Annotated in this window: 23 protein-coding genes and 1 pseudogene; 17 read left to right on the top strand and 7 right to left on the bottom strand. The window is 57.7% G+C overall.

The genetic code is table 11. The annotated features are described in order from the left end of the window. Positions 1–79 precede the first annotated feature (79 nt). From rpmB to NANH_RS0112045, 3 genes are all read left to right on the top strand, one after another. Entirely contained in the window at positions 80–367 is a 288-nt protein-coding gene (gene rpmB, locus NANH_RS0112055; RefSeq protein WP_027262266.1) for a 50S ribosomal protein L28, read from the top strand. 125 nt (positions 368–492) lie between these two features. Then, complete coding sequence (locus NANH_RS0112050; RefSeq protein ID WP_036049803.1) at positions 493–843, top strand: hypothetical protein; 351 nt, start codon at positions 493–495, stop codon at positions 841–843. Between the two features lie 48 nt (positions 844–891). After that, positions 892–1,368 carry a copper chaperone PCu(A)C gene (locus NANH_RS0112045; RefSeq protein ID WP_027262264.1) on the top strand — a complete coding sequence of 159 codons (477 nt, stop codon included), beginning with the start codon at positions 892–894 and terminating at the stop codon, positions 1,366–1,368. Positions 1,369–1,429: 61 nt separating this feature from the next. Here NANH_RS0112045 and NANH_RS0112040 read toward each other — a convergent pair whose 3' ends face one another. The 5 genes from NANH_RS0112040 to NANH_RS28530 form a co-directional block, all read right to left on the bottom strand. Beyond that, positions 1,430–2,146, bottom strand: a complete 717-nt coding sequence (locus NANH_RS0112040) for an NAD-dependent deacylase (protein ID WP_027262263.1) — start codon at positions 2,144–2,146, stop codon at positions 1,430–1,432. A 17-nt stretch (positions 2,147–2,163) separates the two neighbouring features. Continuing rightward, positions 2,164–3,129, bottom strand: a complete 966-nt coding sequence (locus NANH_RS0112035; protein WP_027262262.1) for a LysR family transcriptional regulator — start codon at positions 3,127–3,129, stop codon at positions 2,164–2,166. A gap of 74 nt (positions 3,130–3,203) precedes the next feature. After that, entirely contained in the window at positions 3,204–3,515 is a 312-nt protein-coding gene (locus tag NANH_RS0112030) for a hypothetical protein (RefSeq protein ID WP_027262261.1), read from the bottom strand. A 227-nt stretch (positions 3,516–3,742) separates the two neighbouring features. Further along, the gene (locus NANH_RS28535) at positions 3,743–4,309 is read right to left on the bottom strand and encodes a hypothetical protein (RefSeq protein ID WP_139236500.1); all 567 of its coding nucleotides are present in this window, start codon (positions 4,307–4,309) and stop codon (positions 3,743–3,745) included. Next, complete coding sequence (locus NANH_RS28530) at positions 4,306–4,911, bottom strand: hypothetical protein (protein WP_139236498.1); 606 nt, start codon at positions 4,909–4,911, stop codon at positions 4,306–4,308. Before NANH_RS28530 ends, NANH_RS28535 begins: the two co-directional genes overlap by 4 nt. A 131-nt stretch (positions 4,912–5,042) precedes the next feature. Between NANH_RS28530 and NANH_RS0112015 the strand changes: the two genes are divergently transcribed. From NANH_RS0112015 to NANH_RS26135, 3 genes and pseudogenes are all read left to right on the top strand, one after another. Beyond that, positions 5,043–5,999, top strand: coding sequence for an IS5 family transposase (locus tag NANH_RS0112015; RefSeq protein ID WP_036049083.1), 957 nt, complete (start codon positions 5,043–5,045; stop codon positions 5,997–5,999). A 391-nt stretch (positions 6,000–6,390) separates the two neighbouring features. Beyond that, positions 6,391–8,190, top strand: coding sequence for a translation elongation factor 4 (lepA, locus tag NANH_RS0112005; RefSeq protein ID WP_027262259.1), 1,800 nt, complete (start codon positions 6,391–6,393; stop codon positions 8,188–8,190). Positions 8,191–8,660: 470 nt separating this feature from the next. Further along, positions 8,661–8,924: pseudogene (locus NANH_RS26135) on the top strand (IS3 family transposase); the annotation flags it as partial. A gap of 136 nt (positions 8,925–9,060) precedes the next feature. Here the strand turns inward: NANH_RS26135 and NANH_RS0111995 are convergent. Then, on the bottom strand, positions 9,061–10,233 hold the full coding sequence (locus NANH_RS0111995; RefSeq protein ID WP_036049794.1) for an FAD-dependent monooxygenase: 1,173 nt from the start codon (positions 10,231–10,233) through the stop codon (positions 9,061–9,063). Between the two features lie 408 nt (positions 10,234–10,641). Here NANH_RS0111995 and dctP point away from each other — a divergent pair, with 408 nt between their 5' ends. From dctP to NANH_RS0111950, 8 genes are all read left to right on the top strand, one after another. Continuing rightward, positions 10,642–11,616, top strand: a complete 975-nt coding sequence (gene dctP / locus NANH_RS0111985) for a TRAP transporter substrate-binding protein DctP (RefSeq protein WP_161631369.1) — start codon at positions 10,642–10,644, stop codon at positions 11,614–11,616. 487 nt (positions 11,617–12,103) lie between these two features. After that, positions 12,104–12,646: a cupin domain-containing protein gene (locus NANH_RS0111980; RefSeq protein WP_051372398.1), complete on the top strand. Its 543-nt coding sequence runs from the start codon at positions 12,104–12,106 to the stop codon at positions 12,644–12,646. Between the two features lie 15 nt (positions 12,647–12,661). Next, positions 12,662–13,525: an alpha/beta fold hydrolase gene (locus NANH_RS26130; RefSeq protein ID WP_051372396.1), complete on the top strand. Its 864-nt coding sequence runs from the start codon at positions 12,662–12,664 to the stop codon at positions 13,523–13,525. Next, positions 13,522–14,436, top strand: a complete 915-nt coding sequence (locus tag NANH_RS0111970; RefSeq protein WP_027262255.1) for a VOC family protein — start codon at positions 13,522–13,524, stop codon at positions 14,434–14,436. Before NANH_RS26130 ends, NANH_RS0111970 begins: the two co-directional genes overlap by 4 nt. A gap of 2 nt (positions 14,437–14,438) precedes the next feature. After that, a complete protein-coding gene (locus NANH_RS0111965; RefSeq protein WP_211237092.1) occupies positions 14,439–15,230 on the top strand; it encodes an SDR family oxidoreductase in 792 nt (263 codons plus the stop codon). A 21-nt stretch (positions 15,231–15,251) separates the two neighbouring features. Continuing rightward, a complete protein-coding gene (locus tag NANH_RS0111960) occupies positions 15,252–16,904 on the top strand; it encodes a thiamine pyrophosphate-binding protein (RefSeq protein ID WP_036049791.1) in 1,653 nt (550 codons plus the stop codon). A gap of 5 nt (positions 16,905–16,909) precedes the next feature. After that, complete coding sequence (locus NANH_RS0111955) at positions 16,910–17,737, top strand: aspartate dehydrogenase (RefSeq protein WP_027262252.1); 828 nt, start codon at positions 16,910–16,912, stop codon at positions 17,735–17,737. An 8-nt stretch (positions 17,738–17,745) separates the two neighbouring features. After that, entirely contained in the window at positions 17,746–19,230 is a 1,485-nt protein-coding gene (locus NANH_RS0111950) for an aldehyde dehydrogenase (protein WP_027262251.1), read from the top strand. On the opposite strand, the gene NANH_RS0111945 is transcribed toward NANH_RS0111950, so the two are convergent. Continuing rightward, complete coding sequence (locus tag NANH_RS0111945; protein ID WP_027262250.1) at positions 19,227–20,033, bottom strand: IclR family transcriptional regulator; 807 nt, start codon at positions 20,031–20,033, stop codon at positions 19,227–19,229. The two genes, NANH_RS0111950 and NANH_RS0111945, sit on opposite strands and share 4 nt — an antisense overlap. Positions 20,034–20,229: 196 nt before the next feature. On the opposite strand from NANH_RS0111945, the gene NANH_RS0111940 reads away from it, so the two are divergent. The 3 genes from NANH_RS0111940 to NANH_RS26125 form a co-directional block, all read left to right on the top strand. Then, entirely contained in the window at positions 20,230–21,360 is a 1,131-nt protein-coding gene (locus tag NANH_RS0111940) for an FAD-dependent monooxygenase (protein ID WP_027262249.1), read from the top strand. A gap of 22 nt (positions 21,361–21,382) precedes the next feature. Continuing rightward, positions 21,383–22,183 (top strand): type 2 periplasmic-binding domain-containing protein, encoded by an 801-nt coding sequence (locus NANH_RS0111935; protein WP_027262248.1) that lies wholly within the window; start codon positions 21,383–21,385, stop codon positions 22,181–22,183. Positions 22,184–22,280: 97 nt separating this feature from the next. Continuing rightward, positions 22,281–22,494, top strand: a 214-nt coding sequence (locus NANH_RS26125; protein WP_036049787.1) for a helix-turn-helix domain-containing protein, incomplete at its 3' end; no start/stop codon positions are given.

Below are 22,494 nucleotides of genomic sequence, written 5' to 3'. Positions count from 1 at the left end.
TCCAGGCGCGGCCCGTGCGGCGCCTTTTTGTATTGTGATGCGGGATGATCCGCACCCCAGATGAGACGAGGTAAGTGACATGTCGCGCCGCTGCGAATTGACCGGAAAAGGCCCGATGACTGGCAACAATGTCAGCCATGCGAAAAACAGAACCCGCCGCCGGTTTCTGCCCAACCTGAATGATGTGACCCTGCAGTCCGAAATCCTTGGACGTGGCGTCAAGCTGCGGATCTCGGCTTCGGCGCTGCGCAGCGTCGATCACCGGGGCGGTCTGGACGCGTTCCTGGCCAAAGCCAAGGACGACGAACTGTCGACCAACGCGCTGAAGGTCAAGAAAGAGATCGCCAAGGCCGCTTCCGCCGCCTGATCGATCTTTCGACCTGTCAGCTGACAGGGCTGATGCAGCCTCGCGATTTTTGCGGGGCTGTTTGCATTGGTGCGGTCCGATTGCGCTTGCACGCATTTGTCAGGCGGGCATATACCACCGCTGATATGGCTCTTACACTGCGCACATTTGCCGGCTTTGGTCTGGTCTTGCTGCTTTTGCTGACAAGTCTGGGCATGGCCGTTGCGCGCGGTGCTCCTGGGGCTTCGGGGCGGATCGAGCTGTGTACCGGCACCGGGCCAGTCATGGTCGATGTCGATGAGAACGGTGTCCCGGTGGGACCGCCGTATATCTGCCCGGATTACGCGCTGACCCTGCTGGCCCATGTCGCCGCGCCCGATACCGTACCGCTACAAGTGCTGCGCGCGCCGCAATTGGCGTACCCGCCTGTCTCCGCCCCACGCAGCGCCCGTCTGTGCCCGGTCCGTCTGGCCCGTGCGCCGCCTTTGCCCGTCTGACGATCCCTTCTTTCGATTTTCAGACAACTTTTGCAAAGGAGAGACGCGATGTCCCTCAAAACCACCCTTATGGCGGCCGCAGCCGCCCTGACATTGACCGGTGTGGCCCAAGCGGGCGACATCACGGTGATGGAGCCCTATGCGCGCAGCGCTACCAGTAGTTCGGTGACGGGCGCGGCCTTCATGACCCTCGTGAATAATGGCGATCAGGATGATACCCTGATCGCGGCCAGTTCGGATATTGCCGCGCGGGTTGAATTGCACACTCATATCGAAAACGATCAGGGTGTGATGCAGATGCGCCAGATCGAGGGCGGTATTCCGGTGCCCGCAGGGGGCAGCCATGCGCTGCGGCGCGGCGGCGATCATGTCATGTTCATGGGTCTCAAGATGCCTTTGAACGACGGTGATGTAGTCCCGCTGACCCTCATCTTTGAAAAGTCCGGAGAGATGACTGTCGACGTGCCAGTGGACCTGACACGCAAGCCCAAACACGGCGGGATGCAGCACAAGCAGGGCAGCTAGGAGCGCAAGCGTCCTGTCTCGGGCCGCTCTGCGGCCGTCGACCGAACGCGGGCCGGGCCTTTCAGGGTCCGGCCGTCGCGGGACGGCGGCGGTTTAGCATCGTTGCAACCCAATCGGGTGCCGTGACTGTTGCCGGGCCAAACCGCGTTTCGCAAAAGCGGGCGGTGATTTCCGAAGGTTCGAGGTTCAGCTCGACGGTGTGGGCTCCTGCTGCCGTGGCCGCGTCCACGAGACCCGCAGCGGGGTAGACCTGTCCCGAGGTGCCGATGGCGGCAAAGAGATCGGCCGTGCCGACATGGCCAAGGATCTGTTCCATGCGATAGGGTATTTCGCCGAACCAGACCACGTCGGGCCGCGCCATCGGCGCGGTACAGTTCGGGCAGGGCTGATGGGCCCGCATCACAGGCGGCGCGGGCCATCGATGACCGCATGCGCCACAGAGCGCGCCCGTCAGAGTTCCATGCATGTGCAGGACGTCACGTGCGCCGCCGGCTTCGTGCAGCACATCGACATTCTGCGTCACGATCACCACCTCGCCGGGCCATTCTCTCTGCAGCTGCGCCAGTGCGCGATGGGCGGCGTTGGGAACGGCCTGCGCCGCCTGTGCGCGCCGTGCGTTGTAGAACCCCTGCACCAGACCGGGATTCTTTGCAAACCCTTCGGGCGTCGCCACGTCCTGGATCCGGTGTTGCGACCACAGCCCGGCTTCGTCCCGGAACGTGCCCAGCCCGCTTTCCGCCGAAATTCCGGCCCCGGTCAATATCACGATTTTTTCCACACCGTTCGCTTGGGTATTCACCCGTCAATCACCCGTAACTGCCCCGCTAGCCATGGCAGGCGCGTCACCGCCGTATCGATCATCTGTGCCTGCACCAGATGGCGCATGGTACCGGCCACGTCGCGCGGCACCCGGTCGGCCCAATCGGCCCCTGCAAACAGTGAGATCGTTCGCGCAAAACTGCCAAAGGGCAGCGCAAAAGCGTCAATTTCGTCATGGAACCGCACCGCTCGCATGTAGCCCAGCGGCGTCGTTACCGCCCAGCCGATGCGCCGTGCCACCATCGCCATCAGCGCCAGATGGCTGCCGATCTCGAACCGTTCCTCGAACTCAAGCTGCTGCCGCGTCAGATGCGCTTCGATCTGTTGCCCGATCAGCTGTTCACGGGCATAGCGCAACAGAGGCAGACCATGCGCGCCTTGCAGGATCTCGTCCGCCGAACCGATAGCGCCCCGTGGTGCCACCAGCATGAAGGGGTCGCGCACAAGCGGGTATTCCACGACTCCCTGCTGCACTCGGTTGGTGCTGGCCGCCACCGCGATATGGAACCGGCCGGCCTGCATCGCGGTGCTGATTTCGTGACTTGGTGCAGTGATCAGCTTGAACCGGCATCCGGTCAGGCTGTCGGCCAGAATTGTCACCAAACGTGGCGTCAGATCGTTGTCAAAATCGTCAATCAGCCCAATCGAAAGCGTGCCGAGATGGCTCAGATCCATCACCGTCAGCTCGCTTTGCGCCTGACGCAATTCGGCCAGCACGGTCTGGGTGCGCGCCAGAAACCCCCGCCCCGCCGGTGTCAGCCGCATCGGGCGGCGGGCGCGGTCGATCAGATCGGTGCCCAGGGCGGTTTCCAGATTGCGCAACTGCTGGCTGACGGCGGGTTGGCTCAATCCGGTCAGCTCGGCGGCCTGAGCGACAGATCCGGTCCGGGCCAGGGCCTCGAATACTTCAAGCCCCCGCAGGGTCACGCCCTTGATCAACATTGCCCGATGTTCCGCATGTCACCCGTTGTGAAGCGGTGGCGATCAACGGTCAAGCCCCGCAGGTCCGGCGCGGCTTAGCTGCAGGTCTGCCGGGCGCGTTCGCCAAAGGCCTTGTAGCGCAGCCAGAACGTCTCGTCGCTGCGCCGGTCCGACTGGCGTACCTGCTGGGCCATATGCGGGTCCTGAAAGAATTTCGCCGCCTTCTTGCGCTCAGAGCGACTCAGGCTGCTGTTGGCCACCGCCTGTATGCACCGGCACATCTGCGGCGTCGCCGCCGTGCGCCCCGAGGTCCGGCAGGCCCGGTCGATGACTCCGGCGTCAACCTGTACCGGGATCGATACGGACACCATGCCCGCACAAGCGATTGCCAATAGAAAACGTGTCATGCTGCTGCCTCATTCCATCACCTGGGGTCTTGCCGCCCCTGAGTCTCGATGCTCAGTATGGCGCAATCCGGTTAACGGATCAATTGAGTTCGCGAGATGAGCACGGCAGAGCAAAACACAGCATTCCAAAGGCAGTCATTCATTGGACCGGACACACGTCGCTCATCAGATCCACTGAAAATGGAGATGCAACCGAAACAACATTATATTGTCCGGTCCCGGAGAAATCAGACACCAGGATCGGCAACGATCTCAATACCCTCCAATTGAAAACGGTCTAAAACAACAACATCACCATTCGTATCTCTAGCCAGGATATCAAAAACCACAAGTTTCGGGCCTATTGATTTTGGCCGGGGTCCAACAACATTAAGGTCTCGCACCACCTGGTTCTTCGAAAGGTCCAACTTTTGAGTGTAGGTTGATTCTACTGACGGATTGCTCAAATCGCTTGCATCAAACAATAAACTTTGCAGCGCCACCGCAACGGTGAATTTTTCATTGTTTCGGAATGTCATGTCAAAAGTTATCGGAATCCCCGGGTAGGGCGAATTTGTGAATACATTCGCTTTTTCGATCGAGACATCGAAATTTCCGACTTCGAGGCCCCCCTCTGATAGCTCGGGGTTTGATGTAAGGATTTCAGCTGGCCTTGCAAAGCGATAGTCCGTCGGCGTTTTGGAAGGGGGAGGCTGCGGCTGTGTGAAGGTACCTACATATGCCTCCTCAAATGTATCGCACCCAGAAAGCCCGGCAATGACCGCAATAGCTGATAGAATAGAATATTGTTTCACGATGTCATGACCTTGAAGTAGTCGCCCTTCACATTTAGCCCTGCCATGGTTTCAAACATCTTTTCCCCTGGCTTTTCTGCTTGGATGGCCAATGGCTGGATGTATCTTCCGCCTGCCGGTACATTAGCGTCCCATTTGAACGAGGGCCCGTCAGATTCTATTGAGGAGCGCTCAAACTCCATTGCAGGTAGAGCTAATCCGTGATCAACAACGTTTTCAGTATATTCATTCTCGTCGAATACTGCAGACACAACTTTACCCTGTTGGGCTTGATTTTCATCCGGATTGCTGAGTTCTACATCAACCCGCAGATCGCGATAAAGCTGAATGGATTTCTGAAAAAGTTCCAACGCTGAGATTAATGCGAGAATAAGTGCCGAAAAAGAGATTGCCTCGGCCCGTGGAGTTCCCAATCCCCTTTCAGGGGAGTTCGAAAACGGATCGACAATCGCTAGCGGGGTTGCTGCCATCGAGGCTATCACAATACGCCGCGATAAGATCGGTATGGGCTTTCGGGCTGTCTGTGACTGATACCAATCATAGGTTTCTGATCGGCGAAGCCCCTTCGGAAGCTTAAGTCTGTTTTGAACGGTGTGGATCATAGACTTACCCTCTAAAACAGCTAACTCGCTAAAACAGCTAACTCGAAATACTATATAAGGAACATCTGAAAAACCTGCCGCTTCTGGCGTGATCTGGTAGACTTGAGGCAACCCGCCAAGGAGCCGTTCCGATGCCAAAGCAACCTGTTTTTCCCGGTCTTCGCGATGTGATGAAGAAGAAGGTGACGCGGCGGGAACAGTTTCTGGCGGAGATGGATGAGGTGGTGCCCTGGGGCCGCATGCTGGCGCTGATCGCTCCGCACTACCCGAAAGTCGGCTCCAAGGGCGGTCGCCCGCCGATGCCGCTGGAGATGATGCTGCGGGTCTATTTCCTCCAGAATTGGTATGCCCTGAGCGACCCGATGGCAGAAGAGACGCTGTATGACAGCGATGCGATGCGCCGCTTTGCCGGGATCGAGCTGGGTGACGACCGCATTCCGGATGAGACTACGATCCTCAACTTTCGCCACCTGCTCGAACGGCATGGGCTGACTGAGGCGATTTTCGCGGAGGTGAGCGCGCATCTGGCAGACAAGGGGATCACCCTGCGCTCGGGGACTTTGGTCGATGCGACCATCATCGACGCGCCGTCCTCGACGAAGAACAAGGCGGGTGCACGCGACCCCGAGATGTCGTCCACGAAGAAGGGAAATGACTGGTATTTCGGTATGAAAGCCCACATCGGCGTCGATGCGGACAGCGGCGTTGTTCACAGCCTGGACACCTCGACCGCCAGACTGCACGACAGCCAGGTCTGGGACGACCTGCTGCACGGCGAGGAAACTTCGGTCTGGGCCGACAAGGGCTATGTCAGCGCCGAGCGCGAGGCGGCGTTCACGGGACCGGGCAAGTTCTGGGGCGTCATGCGCAAGGCGCCCAAGGGTGGCAAGCTGCATTCCCTCGACGAACGGATCAACCGGGTGATCGCGATGGTGAGAGCCAAAGTCGAGCATCCGTTCCGGATCGTGAAGCGCCAGTTTGCCCACGTGAAAACCCGCTACCGGGGCCTCGCCAAGAACCGCGCCCAGCTCTTCACGCTGTTCGCACTCGGGAACCTGTTTCTGGTGCGACGGAGGCTGATGGCATGAGGATGAGTCCGCCCAGAATACGCCAAAACGCCGAAATGGCAGCCCTGAAGCCGCTTGACCGGCCGCAAACAACCTGTCTCACGCCTTGCCAGACCATCAAGCCAAAATCTCGGCGCAGCCGAACCGGTTGATCAGACGTTCCATAATATCAAATTTTCGGGAAAAATCAACCCACACGGGGGCCTCCGTTGATTTTGACAACTTAAGACGGTGTTGCCCACACCGTAGGCCTAGACGAAATCTGCGCTTCTCGGGAGCTATCTGAGCATGCCTCAGAGCGTTCCGATTCGAATTGACGTCTGCGAGCGGAATATCTGAAACCAAAAACGGATCATACAGTACCGTTGATGTGTGCTTGACCAACCCACAAAACCTAATCATATCCCGATCCATGACAGACCTCGCACATATTCGCAATTTCTCCATCGTCGCGCATATCGACCACGGGAAATCCACGCTTGCCGACCGCCTGATCCAGGAGACCGGCACCGTTGCCGGCCGTGACATGAAGGAACAGCTGCTCGACGCCATGGACATCGAACGCGAGCGGGGCATCACCATCAAGGCCAACACCGTGCGCATCGACTATTTGGCCGACGACGGCGAGCAATATGTGCTCAACCTGATCGACACGCCGGGGCACGTCGACTTTGCCTACGAGGTCAGCCGCTCGATGCGCGCGGTCGAGGGCTCGCTGCTGGTCGTGGACAGCACCCAGGGCGTTGAAGCGCAGACGCTGGCCAACGTGTACCAAGCCATCGACGCCAACCACGAAATCGTGCCGGTCCTGAACAAGATCGACCTGCCTGCCACCGACTGCGACCGTGTGGCCGAACAGATCGAGGACGTCATCGGCATCGATGCCTCCGGCGCGATCCGGGTCAGCGCAAAAACCGGCGTCGGCATCCACGAAACCCTGGAAGCCATCGTCAACCACCTGCCTGCCCCCAAGGGCGCCCGCGACGCCCCGCTCAAGGCGATGCTGGTGGACAGCTGGTATGACTCCTACCTGGGCGTGATCGTTCTGGTGCGCATCATGGACGGCGTGCTGAAAAAGGGCGACCGGGTGCGGATGATGCAGAACGGCAGCGTCCACCATGTCGACCGCATCGGGGTCTTCCGCCCCGCCATGCAGGTGATCGACGAATTGGGTCCGGGCGAGATCGGCTTTCTCACCGCCAGCATAAAGCAGGTCCGCGATACCCGCGTCGGTGACACCATCACCCATGAAAAGAACGGCACCGACAAGGCGCTGCCCGGTTTCAAACCGTCCCAGCCGGTGGTGTTCTGCGGCCTGTTCCCGGTGGATTCCGCCGAATTCGAAGACCTGCGCGACGCGATCGAGAAACTGGCCCTGAACGACGCTTCTTTCTCTTATGAAATGGAAACCTCCGCCGCCCTCGGCTTTGGCTTTCGCTGCGGCTTTCTGGGGCTGCTGCACCTCGAGGTCATCCGCGACCGGATCGAGCGTGAGTACGATATCGAGCTGATCACCACCGCGCCCAGCGTGGTCTATCATATCTATATGCGTGACGGCACCATGGCCGAGCTGCACAACCCCGCCGACATGCCGGACCTGACCCATGTGGATCACCTGGAAGAGCCGCGCATCAAGGCGACCATCCTTGTGCCCGACGAATACCTCGGCGATGTGCTGAAACTGTGCCAGGATCGCCGCGGCATCCAGATGGACCTGACCTATGCCGGCAGCCGCGCCATGGTGGTCTATGATCTGCCCCTGAACGAGGTTGTCTTCGACTTCTACGACCGGCTGAAATCGGTCACCAAGGGCTATGCGTCGTTCGATTATCACCTGACCGACTACCGCCAGGACAACCTGGTCAAGATGTCGATCCTGGTCAATGACGAGCCCGTCGATGCCCTGTCGATGATGGTCCACCGCGACCGCGCCGAGGCGCGGGGCCGCGCCATGGTCGAAAAGCTCAAGGACCTGATCCCGCGCCACATGTTCAAGATCCCGATTCAGGCCGCGATCGGCGGCAAGGTCATAGCCCGCGAGACCCTGTCGGCCATGCGCAAGGACGTGACTGCCAAATGCTATGGCGGCGATGCGACGCGCAAGAAAAAGCTGCTGGAAAAGCAGAAGAAGGGCAAGAAGAGGATGCGCCAGTTCGGAAAAGTCGATATTCCGCAAGAGGCGTTTATTTCCGCCCTGAAGATGGACAGCTAATACTGACTTTCGTTGGGCGGCGTCTGCATTTGGTTCATCCAGGCCATAGCGCATGCCAGGTCGATGACGGGGTTGAACGAGCTGACGGTTTTCTCGCAGCGCAGGACGATTCTGCGGAAGCGTTTGAGATTGTTGGGAGACTCTCGACGAGATGCCGTTCCTTGTTGGACGCCCAGTCGATAGGGCGGTCCTCGCGGCGGGTTAAGTGGCGCTTGATATGGCCGCAGGATCCAGATCGACGGCAATGAACGTGCGCAGGTGATCGCATCATAGACTGCCTGTCAGTGAGCGTTCAAAACTGACCCAGTCTTTGAGGCGCAATGCGCCCGGGCGGGCCGCCTTCACATAGCGAGTCCGGCTGGGGCATTGCTTGCGCGACGATTATTTTTGCTGCGGCTTTTGCTCTGCGCGAAGCGGTATGAGGCATTGCCGGTCTCGACGATGGCGCAGTGATGGGTGACGCGATCGGCAGTGACCGTAAATTCCCCAGCGCGCCGAACCTGCTGGATCGGGGCTTCACAGCGGAGAAACCAAACCAGAAAGGGGCCGGCGACATCAGCTGTGTTTGGCCCCGTGAATGTTGGTTGTTTCTCGCTGTGATCCTGGATCCGTATGCACGACGGGCGATCGGTCGGGCGGTCAGCAGGCAGGCTGCGATGGCGCTCTTCGAATACATAAACGGCTTCTACAATCCGCGACGGCGGCACTCAGAACTGGGCCGCAAAAGCCCCGTCGGCCCTCGAACGGAAAGCGGCCAGAACGAGCACCTGGGACGGCACAAAGCGCGATAGGTCCAGCCTTCATGCGATACAGCGCCTTTCCCGGCCCGGGAAGCCTGGCGGAAAACTCCAGCTTCAAACGATCCCGTTTTCATGGGGCCGTGCCGTTGAGTGCTCTGAGCGTTCCATAAAAATCATCCACGGCGGTCTGAGCCGTATCACGCAACCCCGAATAATCCGGTGACGAGGCAGATTTGCTCTCTTTGGCGCCAGCTTCTCCGACCGCGCGGGACACGTTCTGAACGAACTGGCACACGGGCAGTCTAAGTTCGCCGAACTTTTGCAATGCGGCGTCGACGGACAAATCGCCCGCCAATAATAGTGCTAGAACAACCGCATCCTGCATGGCCATCGCGCCACCTTGCCCCATAAATGGGGTCGAAGCGTGACAGGCGTCACCAATCAAGACAACGCGACCGCGATGCCATGGAAGCGGCAGCACGACCTCTTCGACAGCCGTATAGAGAATTTCGCTCTCTGGCCCCAGTGCGTCCAGAAACTGCCGGGCCGGGCCGCTGAACTCCGCGAATCGGCTTTGCATGGTTTCGGCCCATGTTTCCGGTGGGAAAAAGGACCCCTCCGGCTCTGCGACAGTGCCGAAGGTGTACAGCCGGTCATCACTTATCGGCATGATGCCGAAGCGTTTTCCCGGCCCCATCATCATGATTTTGTTCACGAGGGTTTCCGGGCGTTCATGTACTGACCGCCATATGCCAAATCCGGTATATTTGGGTTTAACATCAATCCCGATCATCGGGCGAATTTCTGAGCGCAACCCATCAGCGCCGATTACCAGATCATAGCTGTCGCAAGACCCATCCGTGAGCGTTACGCTGGCGGTGTGTTCGGATTGCTGAATGGACGTTACGGTCGTGCCCAGGATAATTTCAACGCCCATGGCTGCGAGCTTGTTGGCCATAACACGGTGCAACTCGGCACGTTTGATTCCCAGAATTGCCGGAATTTTCCCGTCGTCTGCTGTCGGGTACTTCGTTTCGACAATTTCAGCACCAGAGTGGTCAAAGTAACTGTTGATCCCATCAGGAATGGTAAAGCCTGCTATCAGAATTTCATCGAGCACGCCGAGATCGCGCAAGCTTTCCAGGCCGTTGCTATAAACGAAAATTCCGGAGCTCTGGAATTTCCACAGCTCCTGCTTTTCGACGATTCGCACATTGTGCCCCGCAGAGGAAAAAGAGATTCCTGCTGCGCAACCAGCGATCCCGCCGCCTACAATGAGGATATTCAAAGAAGAATTGGCCATAGTGCACACCCTTGATGTTCAATATAGAACTAATTGTTCACATTATCGGGCTGAATATCGCTTACGTCAAGATTGTTTTGCTGCTTAGAATACTTGGCTGCCTTGAAGGCCGGCCCAGCCACCACTGTATGCACGACGGGTGAGTGATCTTACATCAGCAGTTCAGGGCGCGGTTCTCATAATTTTCTTGACAGAAAATGAATCTCCACAATACTTGAACTAACAGTTCACTATTGAACGATAAGCGAAGGGTCGGCGAACGGCTAAGCCTACAACAAACCTGCCGTAAATCGCCACCGTTGGAGGTGGCGCGCGGCTTTTGGGTAGGGTGCGAACCAAAGCGTGCAGAAACAGCCACGCCCCCTGAACTCCGTTGACATGACCAACAACCAAAAAAGTGGAGACAACATGAAACATTTTCTGAAAAGCACTCTGGTGGCCGCATCGCTGGCGATCACAACCGGAGCAACCTGGGCTGAAGAATTCACGATGAACGCGGTGTCTATGACTCCGCGCCAAGCCAGTATTTCCGCAGGCTTCGCCATGTTTATTGAAGAGATCAACAACGAATTCAAAGGTGAATTCCAGATCAAATGGCGTGGTGGTCCAGAAGTCATGCCGCCATTCAAGCAGGCCGAAGCCGTTCGCAACGGTGCGATTGACATGGCTTTTACCAGTCCCAGCTACTATTCCGGTTTGGTGCCAAGTTCGACGTCCATGAATCTGTCGTTCAAGCGGTACGATGAGATCAACCAGACCGGTTACTATGAACGCATGACAGAAATCCACGCGGAAAAAGACCTTGTTTTTCTGGGTGAAGTGCCGGCGACAGACCTGAGCTTTCTGCTCTATTTGAACGCCCCGATCACGTCGCTTGATGACCTCAAAGGCAAGCGTGTCCGCGTTTTCCCGACGCTGGCACCCCTCGTCGAAGCTTTGGGCGCAGAACCGCTGATTTTGCCGATAGGTGAAATCTATACCGCAATGGAGCGTGGTACTATTGACGGGTTCGCAATGGGCCCGCTTGTGCGTGGCGAACAATACAAAGGTGTTGTGTCTACTGTCGTTTATCCGGGCGTATACCGGGCCGGTTTCCCAATCCTGGTGAATCAGGACGCATGGAACGAGATGCCGCAGGAATTGCGCGACCGCATCACGGCTTACGTAAGAGGCAATCTTTCGTCTCGGATTGATGCTATCTGGGCGGAAAAGGTTGTGAAAGCGGCTGAGGGAATGGCTGCCGAGGGTTTCTCGAAGTTTGAATTGTCGTCAGAAGACGCCGTGTCACTCCGTGAGCTGGCACTGGATGCCGCATGGGCAGGCGTGGCCGAAGCCGCCGGTGAAGAGCAAGCTTCGGAACTTCGCTCGATGCTGGTCGACTGACCGGGCATTTATACCGTGAACAGAACGAGGCGAAGGCCCCGTTCTGTTTCTTCGTGCCGGGCCTGCTACGTTTTGAGCCGCCCACGCTGGACTGCTGCGGCGGGATTGCCGATAGTCCCCGATCCGGCTGCCGCGCGTGGGCGGCTTTTTGGATGAACGCCAATCCGGCGATATCTTGGCCAAGGGTGCCTCCCATTCACAATAGCACTGATCAGGCCAAGAGCATGGTTCTGGACCCGCGCTGCTTGGCCGTATTGCGGCGGTGGCAGCAGATCTTGGGTCATCGGCCGCCGGTCTCAAAGCTGTGTCAAACCGCAATTCCCAGCCCGCCAAGCGGGCGGATAGCGCGCTGTGGGCCCTTATTAACAATACGCTGCGGATTTCATTACCAACCTGTGAACGCGGTTGTTGACACATGAACGGGAATCTGTAAATAATAATAATGAACAATAAGTTCACATATGAACAGATAGTAAGGAGACCATCAATGGCAGCGCCCAAGAAATTTCCGTCGATCGAACCAGATGACGTCGAGATCCCCGAAGGCAAAACGCTGGGTGAGTGGGTCGAGAGCCGCGTCGCGCGTTATGAAACGCGGACGCTGGACTGGAATGCTCTGAAATTCCAGGCTGACCATGACCCGAAATACAAACGTGCCCAGATGCGCTATATTGGGACCGGTGCAACCGGTGTGGCTTCGGATGACAATGTTATTCCTGCCGAGAATTTCACGTTTTCAACCATGGTTCTGCCGGCAGGCTGTGAGGGTCCGTTGCACATCCACCGCGACGCCGAAGAAGTGTTCTTTGTCCTCAAAGGACATAAGATCCGCTTGTTCATCGAACATCAGGGCGAAGAAGTCGAAACCGTCCTGACTGAACGCGACATCATTTCCGTGCCCCCGGGCGTATATCGCGGTCTGCGCAACGAGGGCATTGAAGAGGCTCTGATGTGTGTGATGATCGGCAACCCGAAACCGGTAACGCCGACATATCCAGAAGACCATCCTGTTTCAAAGCTGAAGCGCTGATCCGGGAAGACAAAGATGTCCGATATCGTCGAAAAAACAGCAGATGGCGTCACTTACCTAGAGCGTCCGGGGCATCGTGACGCCATGGTGTTTTTGCATGGTATCGGATCAAATGCCTCATCGTTCCAGCACTTGTTGAGCCATTTGCCTGGGGATGTAAGGGCAATTGCCTGGAATGCACCCGGCTATGGCGGCTCACGTCATTTGAGCGCGCATTGGCCTTTGGCATCTGATTATGCGGATGCGCTGTACGGATTTCTGAATGCTGTCGGAATCCGGAGCGCGACTCTGGTCGGCCATTCGCTTGGAACGCTCATAGCGGGTGCTTTTGCCGAGGCATATCCAAACCGGGTTGAGCGGCTGATCCTGGCATCCTGTGCTTGTGGGTATGGGGTTGATCAAGGGGCGAGCTTGCCAAAAGCCGTTGCTGGCCGGATCGAAGAGCTGGATCTGCTCGGTGCGGATACGTTTGCAGCACGGCGCGCGCCGCGATTGGTATTTGAACCGCTGCTGCATCCAGATGTCGTTGCACAGGTGCAAAACGCTATGTCACGGGTTGATCGCGCCGGATATGCGCAAGCCGTCAGGATGCTGGCCTCGGGGGATCTGCCTGCGTCTCTTCGCAACACCCGGGTTGATGTCGGTTTTATTATCGGCATCAATGATCGTGTCACGCCCGAGCAACAGACCCTGAGCGCAGCGCAAGCATGGTCCGCGTCGACAGGGCGCAGCCCCGAAATTCATCGTATCAACCATGCCGGGCATGCGATTTATCAGCAGAAGCCTACGGAATTTGTCCAGGCCTTACTCGCTTTGCATCAATGTGACCGGCAAGATCGAACGAACAACGACACAACCGCCAAGGGAGGAAAGAAATGAACAACCCGATACGAGTTGGCCATTTGCGCGGCATCGTCATGCGTGCGCCGGATATCACTGATACAGCCGATTTCTATACCAAACTATGGGGGCTGCGCATTGCGCAGTCCGAAGAAGGTATCACCTATCTGGGTGGAACCGGATCTGAACCCTTTATTTACGGTCTGAAGGACAGCGACACCTACGGTATAGAATATATCCATTTCGGGATGAAAAATCGTTCGGATATGGATGCGCTTTATGCGCAGGTGGTTGCCAATGGTGCGAGCGCGCTTGGGGCTCCGGCGGTGTTCGATGACCTTATCGGCGGATACGGTTTCGAGGTGCTGGATCCCGACAACCGCCGTCTGCGATTTACCACCGATCTGCAGATGAAGGATGCTGAAGATGTTTTTGCCTATCCGCGCAAAGTTTCGCATGTGGTGCTGAACACCCCGGATATGGAAGGGCTGGAGCGCTGGTACCAGGAGGTTCTGGGCTTTAAAGTCAGCGACTATTCCGCAGATCAGATGGTGTTTTTGCGTTGCAGCAGCGACCATCATTCCATCGCGCTTGTCCGTGCGAAATACCCGGCGATAAACCATGTGGCTTTTGAGCTGCCCGATCTCGACAGTTATATGCGCGCCATTGGCCGGATGAAACAGCAAGGTCAGGTGCCAAGCTGGGGGCCTGGGCGGCATGGGCCGGGCAACAACCCGTTTGCCTATTTTGTTTCGCCCTCGGGCTATGTGATCGAATTCACATCCGAGTTGCAGCAGATTGATGAGGCCACCCACCAAGCACAGGTCTGGTCGCGCACCGACCCGGATTCGATGGATCGCTGGATGACGGCCGGCCCTCCCACACCGGCGCAGCGCACCGTTATGGCCGGTCGGATTGACCCCGGCTTTCCACATCTGAAGAAAGACTGACGGTGGATCTGGGTCTGACAGGAAAAACCGTGGTTGTGACCGGCGGCTCGTCCGGCATTGGTCTGGCCACGGTCAAGCTTGCGCTGGCAGAAGGCGCAAACGTCGCTTTTTGCGCCCGCGGCGCGGATCGGCTGAACCGCGTGCGCGACGATCTTGCAGCGGCCTACGGGGAAGCTCGCCTTCTGGCAAAGGCGTTTTCGGTGCTTGAACCCGAGGCGAACACCGTGTTCGCACAAGAGGTCTGCGCAAGGTTTGGCGGTTGCGATGCGTTGATCACAAATGCGGGGCAGGGCAGGGTTTCAACCTTTGCCGACACCTCGGATACCGACTGGCGCGATGAGCTTGAGCTGAAAATCTTCAGCCAACTGCACCCTATCCGCGCTTTTCAGGATCAGCTGCGCGCCAGCGGGACCGGGTCGGTCACCGCAGTCAATTCGCTGCTGGCATATCAACCCGAACCTCATATGGTCTGCACCTCAGCCGCGCGGGCCGGCGTGCAAAACCTGCTGAAATCTCTGGCCACCGAGTTGGCCCCCGACATTCGGGTCAACTCCATTTTGATCGGCCTGGTTGACAGCCAGCAATGGCAACGCCGTTTTGAGGCCCGCCCCGATCAGAGCCAGTCGCGCGAAGCGTGGTTCCGCGATCTGGCGATAAAAAAGAACATCCCACTTCAGCGATTGGGACATGCAGCAGAGGCCGCGCGAGCGCTTTTGTTCCTTTCCTCTCCTGCGGCCAGCTATGTGACGGGCGCTAAATTGGAACTCTCCGGCGGCGTTTCCCGCTTTATCTGAATTACGACGAGAAAGACCCCCATGACCAAGACCGTTGGATATCAAATTGCTCAAAGCCTTGCTGATGCCGGTGTGACAACCGTCTTTGGTGTGATCTCAATTCACAATATGCCAATCCTTGACGGGATTGCCGAACAGGGCCGCATCCGGTTTGTCACTGCGCGTGGCGAGGCCGGGGCCATGAACATGGCGGATGCGTTTTCGCGCGTGTCCGGCGAAGTTGGCGTTGTACTCACCTCAACCGGAACAGCCGCAGGTAACGCCGCCGGTGGGCAGGCCGAGGCCCTGACCGCTGGCAGCCGTTTGCTGCACATCACCACACAGGTCGATCGTGAATTCATGGACCGTAACCAGGCTGCTATTCACGATGTACCCAAGCAGCCTGAGATGCTGAAAGGCGTTTCCAAGGCCTATTTCCGGATCTGGGATGAGAAGTCCGCAATCGGCACGCTGGACGCCGCCATTCGAGCCGCCAGCACTCCTCCTGCTGGACCCGTCAGTCTGGAAATTCCGGTGGACGTTCAGCGTTTGGATGCGGTCACCAGCTTTGAGCTGTCTCCCCCGACCGTCACCGCCCCCAAGGCCAGCGACGCCCAACTGGATGCCTTGGCCGAGCTGGTCAAATCGGCCAAACGCCCGATGATCTGGCTTGGAGGTGGCGCACGCGAGGCCTCGGTCGAGGCGTGCGAGTTGGTCCAACGGGGCTTTGGCGTCGTGACCTCGACCCAGGGACGCGCTGTTGTGCCCGAAGATAACCCATCCACCCTTGGCGCTTTCAACATGACCCCCGAAGCACAGGGGATCTATCAGGCATCGGACCTGATGATCGTGGTCGGGTCGCGCCTGCGGGGCAATGAAACCCTGAACAACAAGATGAAACTTCCGCAGCCCCTGGTGCAGATCGACGCCGAGCCCAGCCAGTGCGGGCGGAACTATCCGGTGGATATGTTCCTGAATGGTGGTGCGGCGCAAACGCTGCGTGGATTGCTGGATCGTTTACCCGATCGGCTGGATGTTGATCCGAACCATAGTTATGAAATTGCGGTCGCACGGGCCAAATCCGAAGGCGCATTGCGTGAGCGTCTGGGACCGTATCAAGTGGTGGCCGATCACCTGCTGGAAGTTGTCCCGGCCGGGTGTCACCCTTGGGTGCGCGATGTGACGATCTCGAATTCCACCTTTGGCAACCGGTACGTGCAGATCGCGGCCCCGAACCTCGGTGTTCACGCACTTGGGGGCGGTATTGGCCAGGGGATTGCCATGGGAATCGGCGCGGCGGTGGCCTCGACAGATGCGCGGGTGATTACTTTGCTGGGCGATGGTGGGTCGATGCTGGGCATTGCCGAGCTGATCACCGCAGTCGATGAAGATCTGAATGTGACCTTCCTGTTGATGAACGATGCCGCTTATGGCGTGATCGAGAATATTCAGGACGCGCAGTATGATGGCCGTCGCCACTATTCCAAGATCAAGGTGCCCAACTTTGCCAAGCTGTGCGACGCCATAGACATGCCGCACATGATGGTCGACAATATCGGTGCCTTTGCCGAGACCTTTGATCAGGCCATGGCCGTCAAGGGACCGGTTTTGCTTGAGGTGGACATGGTCAAAATCGGCCCGTTTGCGGAATCCTTCTCGGGGCCGCCCGCCGGTGCCGCAGGCAACAAGGTATAAATCCCATGCAGCATCTGGCCCTGATCGGGTTTGGCGCGATTGGCCAGACCCTTTTGCAAGCAATCTGTGACTATCCCGGCGGCGCGCCAGAGCGGCTTTCGCTGCTTGTGCGGCCCGGCGCGGCGGATCGAACGCGTTTGCTGGCGGAGGGCATCGGCGCGGGGCAGATCGGCCAAATCGACATTACTACCGATATTGCGGATTTGCTGGTCGCGATGCCGGATCTTGTGGTTGAATGCGCGGGTCATCAGGCTGTTGCGGAATTTGGTCCTCGTGTCCTGGACGCCGGGACAAGCCTTGTGGTCGCCTCGATCGGCGCACTTGGGGATGATGTGTTATTCCAATTGCTGAGGGATGCGGCGGAAAAGACCAGTGCCCAGATTATCTTGCCTGCAGGGGCCATTGGCGGGGTCGATGCCTTGGCTGCGGCCCGCCTGTCGGGCCTGCAAGGCGTCATTTATACGGGGCGCAAACCGCCAAGCGCCTGGAAAGGGACAGAGGCCGAGCAACGCCTGGACCTTGACGCCCTGACCCAGGAAGCTGTATTTTTTGAAGGCTCCGCCCGGCAAGCCGCCAAAGCCTTTCCGAAAAACGCCAATGTGGCCGCAACGCTGGCCTTGGCTGGCGTCGGGATGGATGCAACCCGGGTTCGACTGATTGCGGACCCGCAAGTCACAGCCAATATCCACGAATATGAGGTCAGATCGGCAGCGGTGGACTATTCGGTCCGCCTGATCGGAAAAGCCTCGCCTCTGAACCCAAAAACATCCCTTTCAACGGCATTCAGCCTCGCGCGGACCATCCTGAACCGGTCTGACGCCATCGTAATCTAGGAGCGGACATGGATCATTCCTTTCCCGACGGGCGCCTGTTTGTAGGCGGCGAATGGCAGACCGGACGCGGCTCCGATATCACTTCGGTTTTCGCTGCGGATGGCACTGAAAATACAACTTTGGCCGGGGCCTCGAAAGAAGATGTCGAGGTCGCGATCGATCGTGCAATAACGGCCCAGACCGACCCGGCTTGGCAGAACCTGAAACCGCATGAGCGTGCGACCTATCTTTACCGGATCGCGGATGGCATCACCGCCAATATTGACCGGATTTCGTGGTTGCAAAGCCGCGACACCAGCAAAACCCGCACTGAAACACGCGCGCTTGCGACATCGGCGGCGGCGACGTTCCGGTATTTTGGGGCTGTTCTGGAAACCGCAGATGATCTTTTGACCTCGCCGCGCGGGGATTATCTGACCTATTCGGTCCATGAACCGCTGGGGCTTGTCGGGGCAATCACGCCGTGGAATTCACCAATCGCATCGGATGCGCAAAAGGCCGCGCCCGCCTTGGCTGCGGGCAATGCGGTTCTTTTGAAACCGGCCAGTTGGTCGCCTTTGATCAGCCTTGAACTGGCCCGCATCGTCGAAGAGGCCGGCCTGCCCAAAGGGCTGTTCTCGGTTTTGCCGGGATCGGGCCGTGAGGTTGGAAACCTTTTGGTAGAGCACCCCGATATTTCCAAAGTGTCCTTTACAGGCGGTACGTCAACCGGGCGCCAGCTTGCCCATGTCGCCGCCGAAAAACTGATGCCGGTTTCGTTGGAACTGGGGGGTAAATCGCCGACCATCGTGTTTGAGGATTGCAATGAGGTTCAGGCCCTCGCCGGTATCCTGTTTGGGATTTTTTCGTCCAGTGGCCAAAGCTGCATTGCCGGTTCGCGCCTGTTTGTGCAACGCAGTATCTACGACCGGTTTGTGGATCGGCTGGTTCAGGCCACTAATGCCCTGCGTGTCGGACACCCGTTTGATGCGGCGACACAGGTGTCGTCGATGGTGCATGCCGACCATCGCGCCTCGGTCGAAGGGTATGTGCAGGCCGCCCGCGATGAAGGCGGAGAGGTCCTGACTGGGGGCTCGCGCCCTACCGGAGCGGACTATGATCAGGGGGCCTATTACAAGCCCACGATTATCGCCGGATTGACAAACCAAGCGCAAACCTGTCGAGAAGAGATTTTTGGCCCCGTTCTTGTTGTCATGCCGTTTGACGACGAAGAAGACGTGATTGCCATGTCCAATGACAATGATTATGGGCTGGCCTGCGGGATCTGGTCGCGCGATCATGCGAAATGCTGGCGTCTGGGGCGGGCCATACGGGCCGGCACGGTCTGGATCAACACCTACAAGCAATTTTCGATCACGACGCCGTTTGGGGGCGATGGTGCAAGCGGCATGGGGCGCGAAAAAGGCCGGGATGGTTTGCGTGCATACCAGCGGCAAAAGTCGATTTATCAGGACCTGTCCGGCTTACCACACCCCTGGGCGCGCTTGCGTTAATATTGGTCGCCGCCATAGCCCAGCCCCAAAGACGCCTGTTTTGCCGCGTTCAAGACGGCAGTTCTGACCGCCCCATCACCAGCTTTGGTCTCCTCGGCGAACAAGTGCTGGGGACCAGAAACATTCAGCGCACCGGCAACGTGCCCGTTGCGATCAAAGACGACCGCCGCGCACGAGCCGATGCCGTTTTCATAGTTCCCCTCGCTCCAGGCAAACCCGGCAGCCTTGTCTGCTCTGGCCTGTTCCAGAACGGCCTCCAGGGTCACTGGGGTCTTGTCGGTGCGCGGGGTAAGTTCTGTAGTGGCAAAATGCTCGGTCAGTTCCGACACGGATAACTCCGCCAAAATTGCACGCCCGATCGATGATGCGTGCGCGGGCAGGCGTGATCCGGCGCGCACATTGCTGACGAGATGGCTGTTCGGGGTTTCCCGGCTGAGGTAAACGATTTCCGGACCATCCAGAATGCCCAGATGTGACGACATGCCGGTGGCCTTGGTCAATTCAGCCAGAATCGGTTGACAGACTTGAACAATATCGCGCCCATGAATGGCCTGTGCGGCCAGGCTGATAAGGCCCGGTCCCAGCCGGTATCCCGCACCTTCCTCAATTTCTTCAATCATACGGTTGTCGGCAAGGGTGTGGATCAGGCGAATCAGTGTGGTGCGGTTGATCCCCAATTCCTTGGAAGCGGTGCTGAGATTTCGGCACTTTTTGCCGTTTCCAATATAACGAAGCAGGTTCAATGCCCGCTCGACCGGTGGGACGGAGTAGGCAGTAGACACTTTGTCGGGAGTGGGGATCATTACAACCTCTTGCGATTTTTGTACAAAATAGAACAGATTGCGCGTGTTTGAACAGACCTAAGCAAAAAAAGTCGCCTATTTCAGCATTTGGTTCTTACCGGCAACCGAGGGTCAAAAAAACTGTTTTCTTGTTTGGTAAATGTTGCTAGCATTCGTTGAACGATATGTTCAATTTTGAACACTTAGGGGGAGTGCCGTGAACAAACTGAATGTCGGAATCTGTGGTGGGGGTATTGGTGGCTTTAGCGCAGCAATAGCACTTCGAAACGCCGGACATGTCGTTCAAGTCTTTGAGCGGGCTGCCGAATTTAATCGAATCGGGGCGGATATCAACCTGACACCCAATGCTGTTTTCGCTCTGGACAAGCTTGGCGTCGGAGAATACCTGCGCAAAACCGCAGCGCGTCCCACATATCGGATCAGTCGAGATGGGGTCACGGGGGAGGAGACCTCGCGTCTTCCGATGAGCGATGCCGCTGAGAAAAAATATGGCGCGCCGCAATTGACAATCCACCGCGCGGATCTCTTGAAGTCTCTGCAGAGCCAATTGCCCGAGAGCAGCATTCATCTGGGAATGGCGGCAGCTGTGGTTGAGCAGGCCGACAATGGAGCTACGATCAAATTCGAAGACGGATCAAGCCAAACCTTTGATGTGGTGATCGGCGCGGACGGGATTCATTCTGCGGTCCGTACCTCGCTTTGGGGCAAGGACGATCCGAAGTTCACGGGCATCGTATCCTACCGGGCGGTTTTTCCAAAGTCTCAGGCCGAAGGGCTTGAGGATCTGGATGCGTTCACCAAATGGTGGGGAGAGATTTCTGAAAAGCAGATCGTGACCTTTCCGCTGACTCTGGGCGAAGAGATTTTTGTTTTCGCAACTACACCGCAGGACGGTTGGACTGAAGAAGGTTGGACCTTGCCCGGAGATGCCGATGAATTGCGAGCAGAGTATTCGAACTTTCACCCCAATGCACAGGCGCTGCTCGCCAATTGCACCGAAGTGACCAAATCTGCACTGCATGTGCGCGAGCCGATGGCGCAGTGGGCACGAGGCCGGGTCACGATATTGGGCGACGCGGCGCATCCAATGGTGCCGTTTATGGCGCAGGGTGCGTGTATGGCAATCGAGGATGCCGTTGTGCTGGCTCGCTCGCTGGAGGGTGTCGGACCCGATGGTGTTGAAGAGGCACTGCAGCGTTATGAAAACGCCCGCAAAGGCCGCACAGCGGAAGTTCAGAAAAACTCGCTCGCCAATGAATGGCTGAAAGAAGGTGGCAATGCTGACTGGGTCTATGGATACAATGCCTGGACCGTAGGACTGGGTTGAAGCGGACACCAGGGGAGAAACCGTGAAACAGGTTCTAAAAGCCACGATTGTTGCGGCAATCGTGGCGGTCGCATCCACCTCAGCCTGCGCCGGAAAAATCGCGAGAGACGCCATTTTTCCGATCCCAAAACAAGCGGGGATTTCCAGGGGCTTTGCGATGTTTGTCGATGACATCAATGCCAGGTTCGATGGTGAATTCGAGTCCAACTGGCGCGGTGGTCCTGAGGTGATGCCTCCGTTTGGGCAGGCAGGGGCCGTGGGTGGCCGTGCAATGGACATCATATTCACCGGCCCCAGCTACGATGCGGGGCAGGTGGCCACATCGACCACGATGAACCCATCGGAACAGACCTATGCAGAAATCCGTGAAACCAAGTATTGCGAGCGGATGACAGAACTGCATGCTGAGAAAGACGTGTTCTTTCCGGGCGAGGTTCGCGCAACCGATCTTGCCTTTCACATCCCCCGGCATGCGCCGTTCTCGTCGATTGCTGGGCTTGAAGGTAAACGCATGCGCGGTGCCGCCGATTGGGCGTCTCAGTTCAAGGGTGTTGTGTTTCAGGCCCTTTCCCCTGGCGTCTATCGTGCGGGCTTTCGGCCTCTGCTCTACAAGGAAGCCTGGAATGGTCTGCCGGAAGATCGGAAAAATCGCATCATCGCCGATGTGCGTGATGATCTGTCTCCACGAATTGGCGAAACCTGGGCCACGGATGTCGATGAAGGCGTGCAGAAAGTGATGGATGCCGGGCTTGAGGTCATGGAGCTTTTCGCTGAAGGCCAAAAAACTCTGCGTACCAGAGCATTGGGTGTTGATTGTCACTGAGAACTGACCCGGCAACTGCAGAAATTGTCATTGAGAATTGACCCATGTGCAACCTTGCCCCTGCTTGATTCAGCTGGGGGCTATTGGAGTGGTAGACATGGGATTTTTGAGGGTCATTCGGAAATGGGCGCTGCGAGACAAGATGCCCATTCGCGAGATTGCGCGGCGAACAGGCGTGTCTCGCAACACGATCAAGAAATATCTGCGGGCCGGGATTGTCGAACCCGAATTCCAGAGACCGGACCGGCCGAGCAAGCTGGATCCGTATGCTGAGAAGCTGACAGCTTGGTTGCTGTCTGAGCAGCGCAAAA

The sequence above is a fragment of the Sedimentitalea nanhaiensis DSM 24252 genome (assembly GCF_000473225.1).
In the GTDB taxonomy this organism is placed as follows: Bacteria; Pseudomonadota; Alphaproteobacteria; order Rhodobacterales; family Rhodobacteraceae; genus Sedimentitalea; species Sedimentitalea nanhaiensis.
This window is presented reverse-complemented; position numbering and strand designations above follow the sequence as displayed.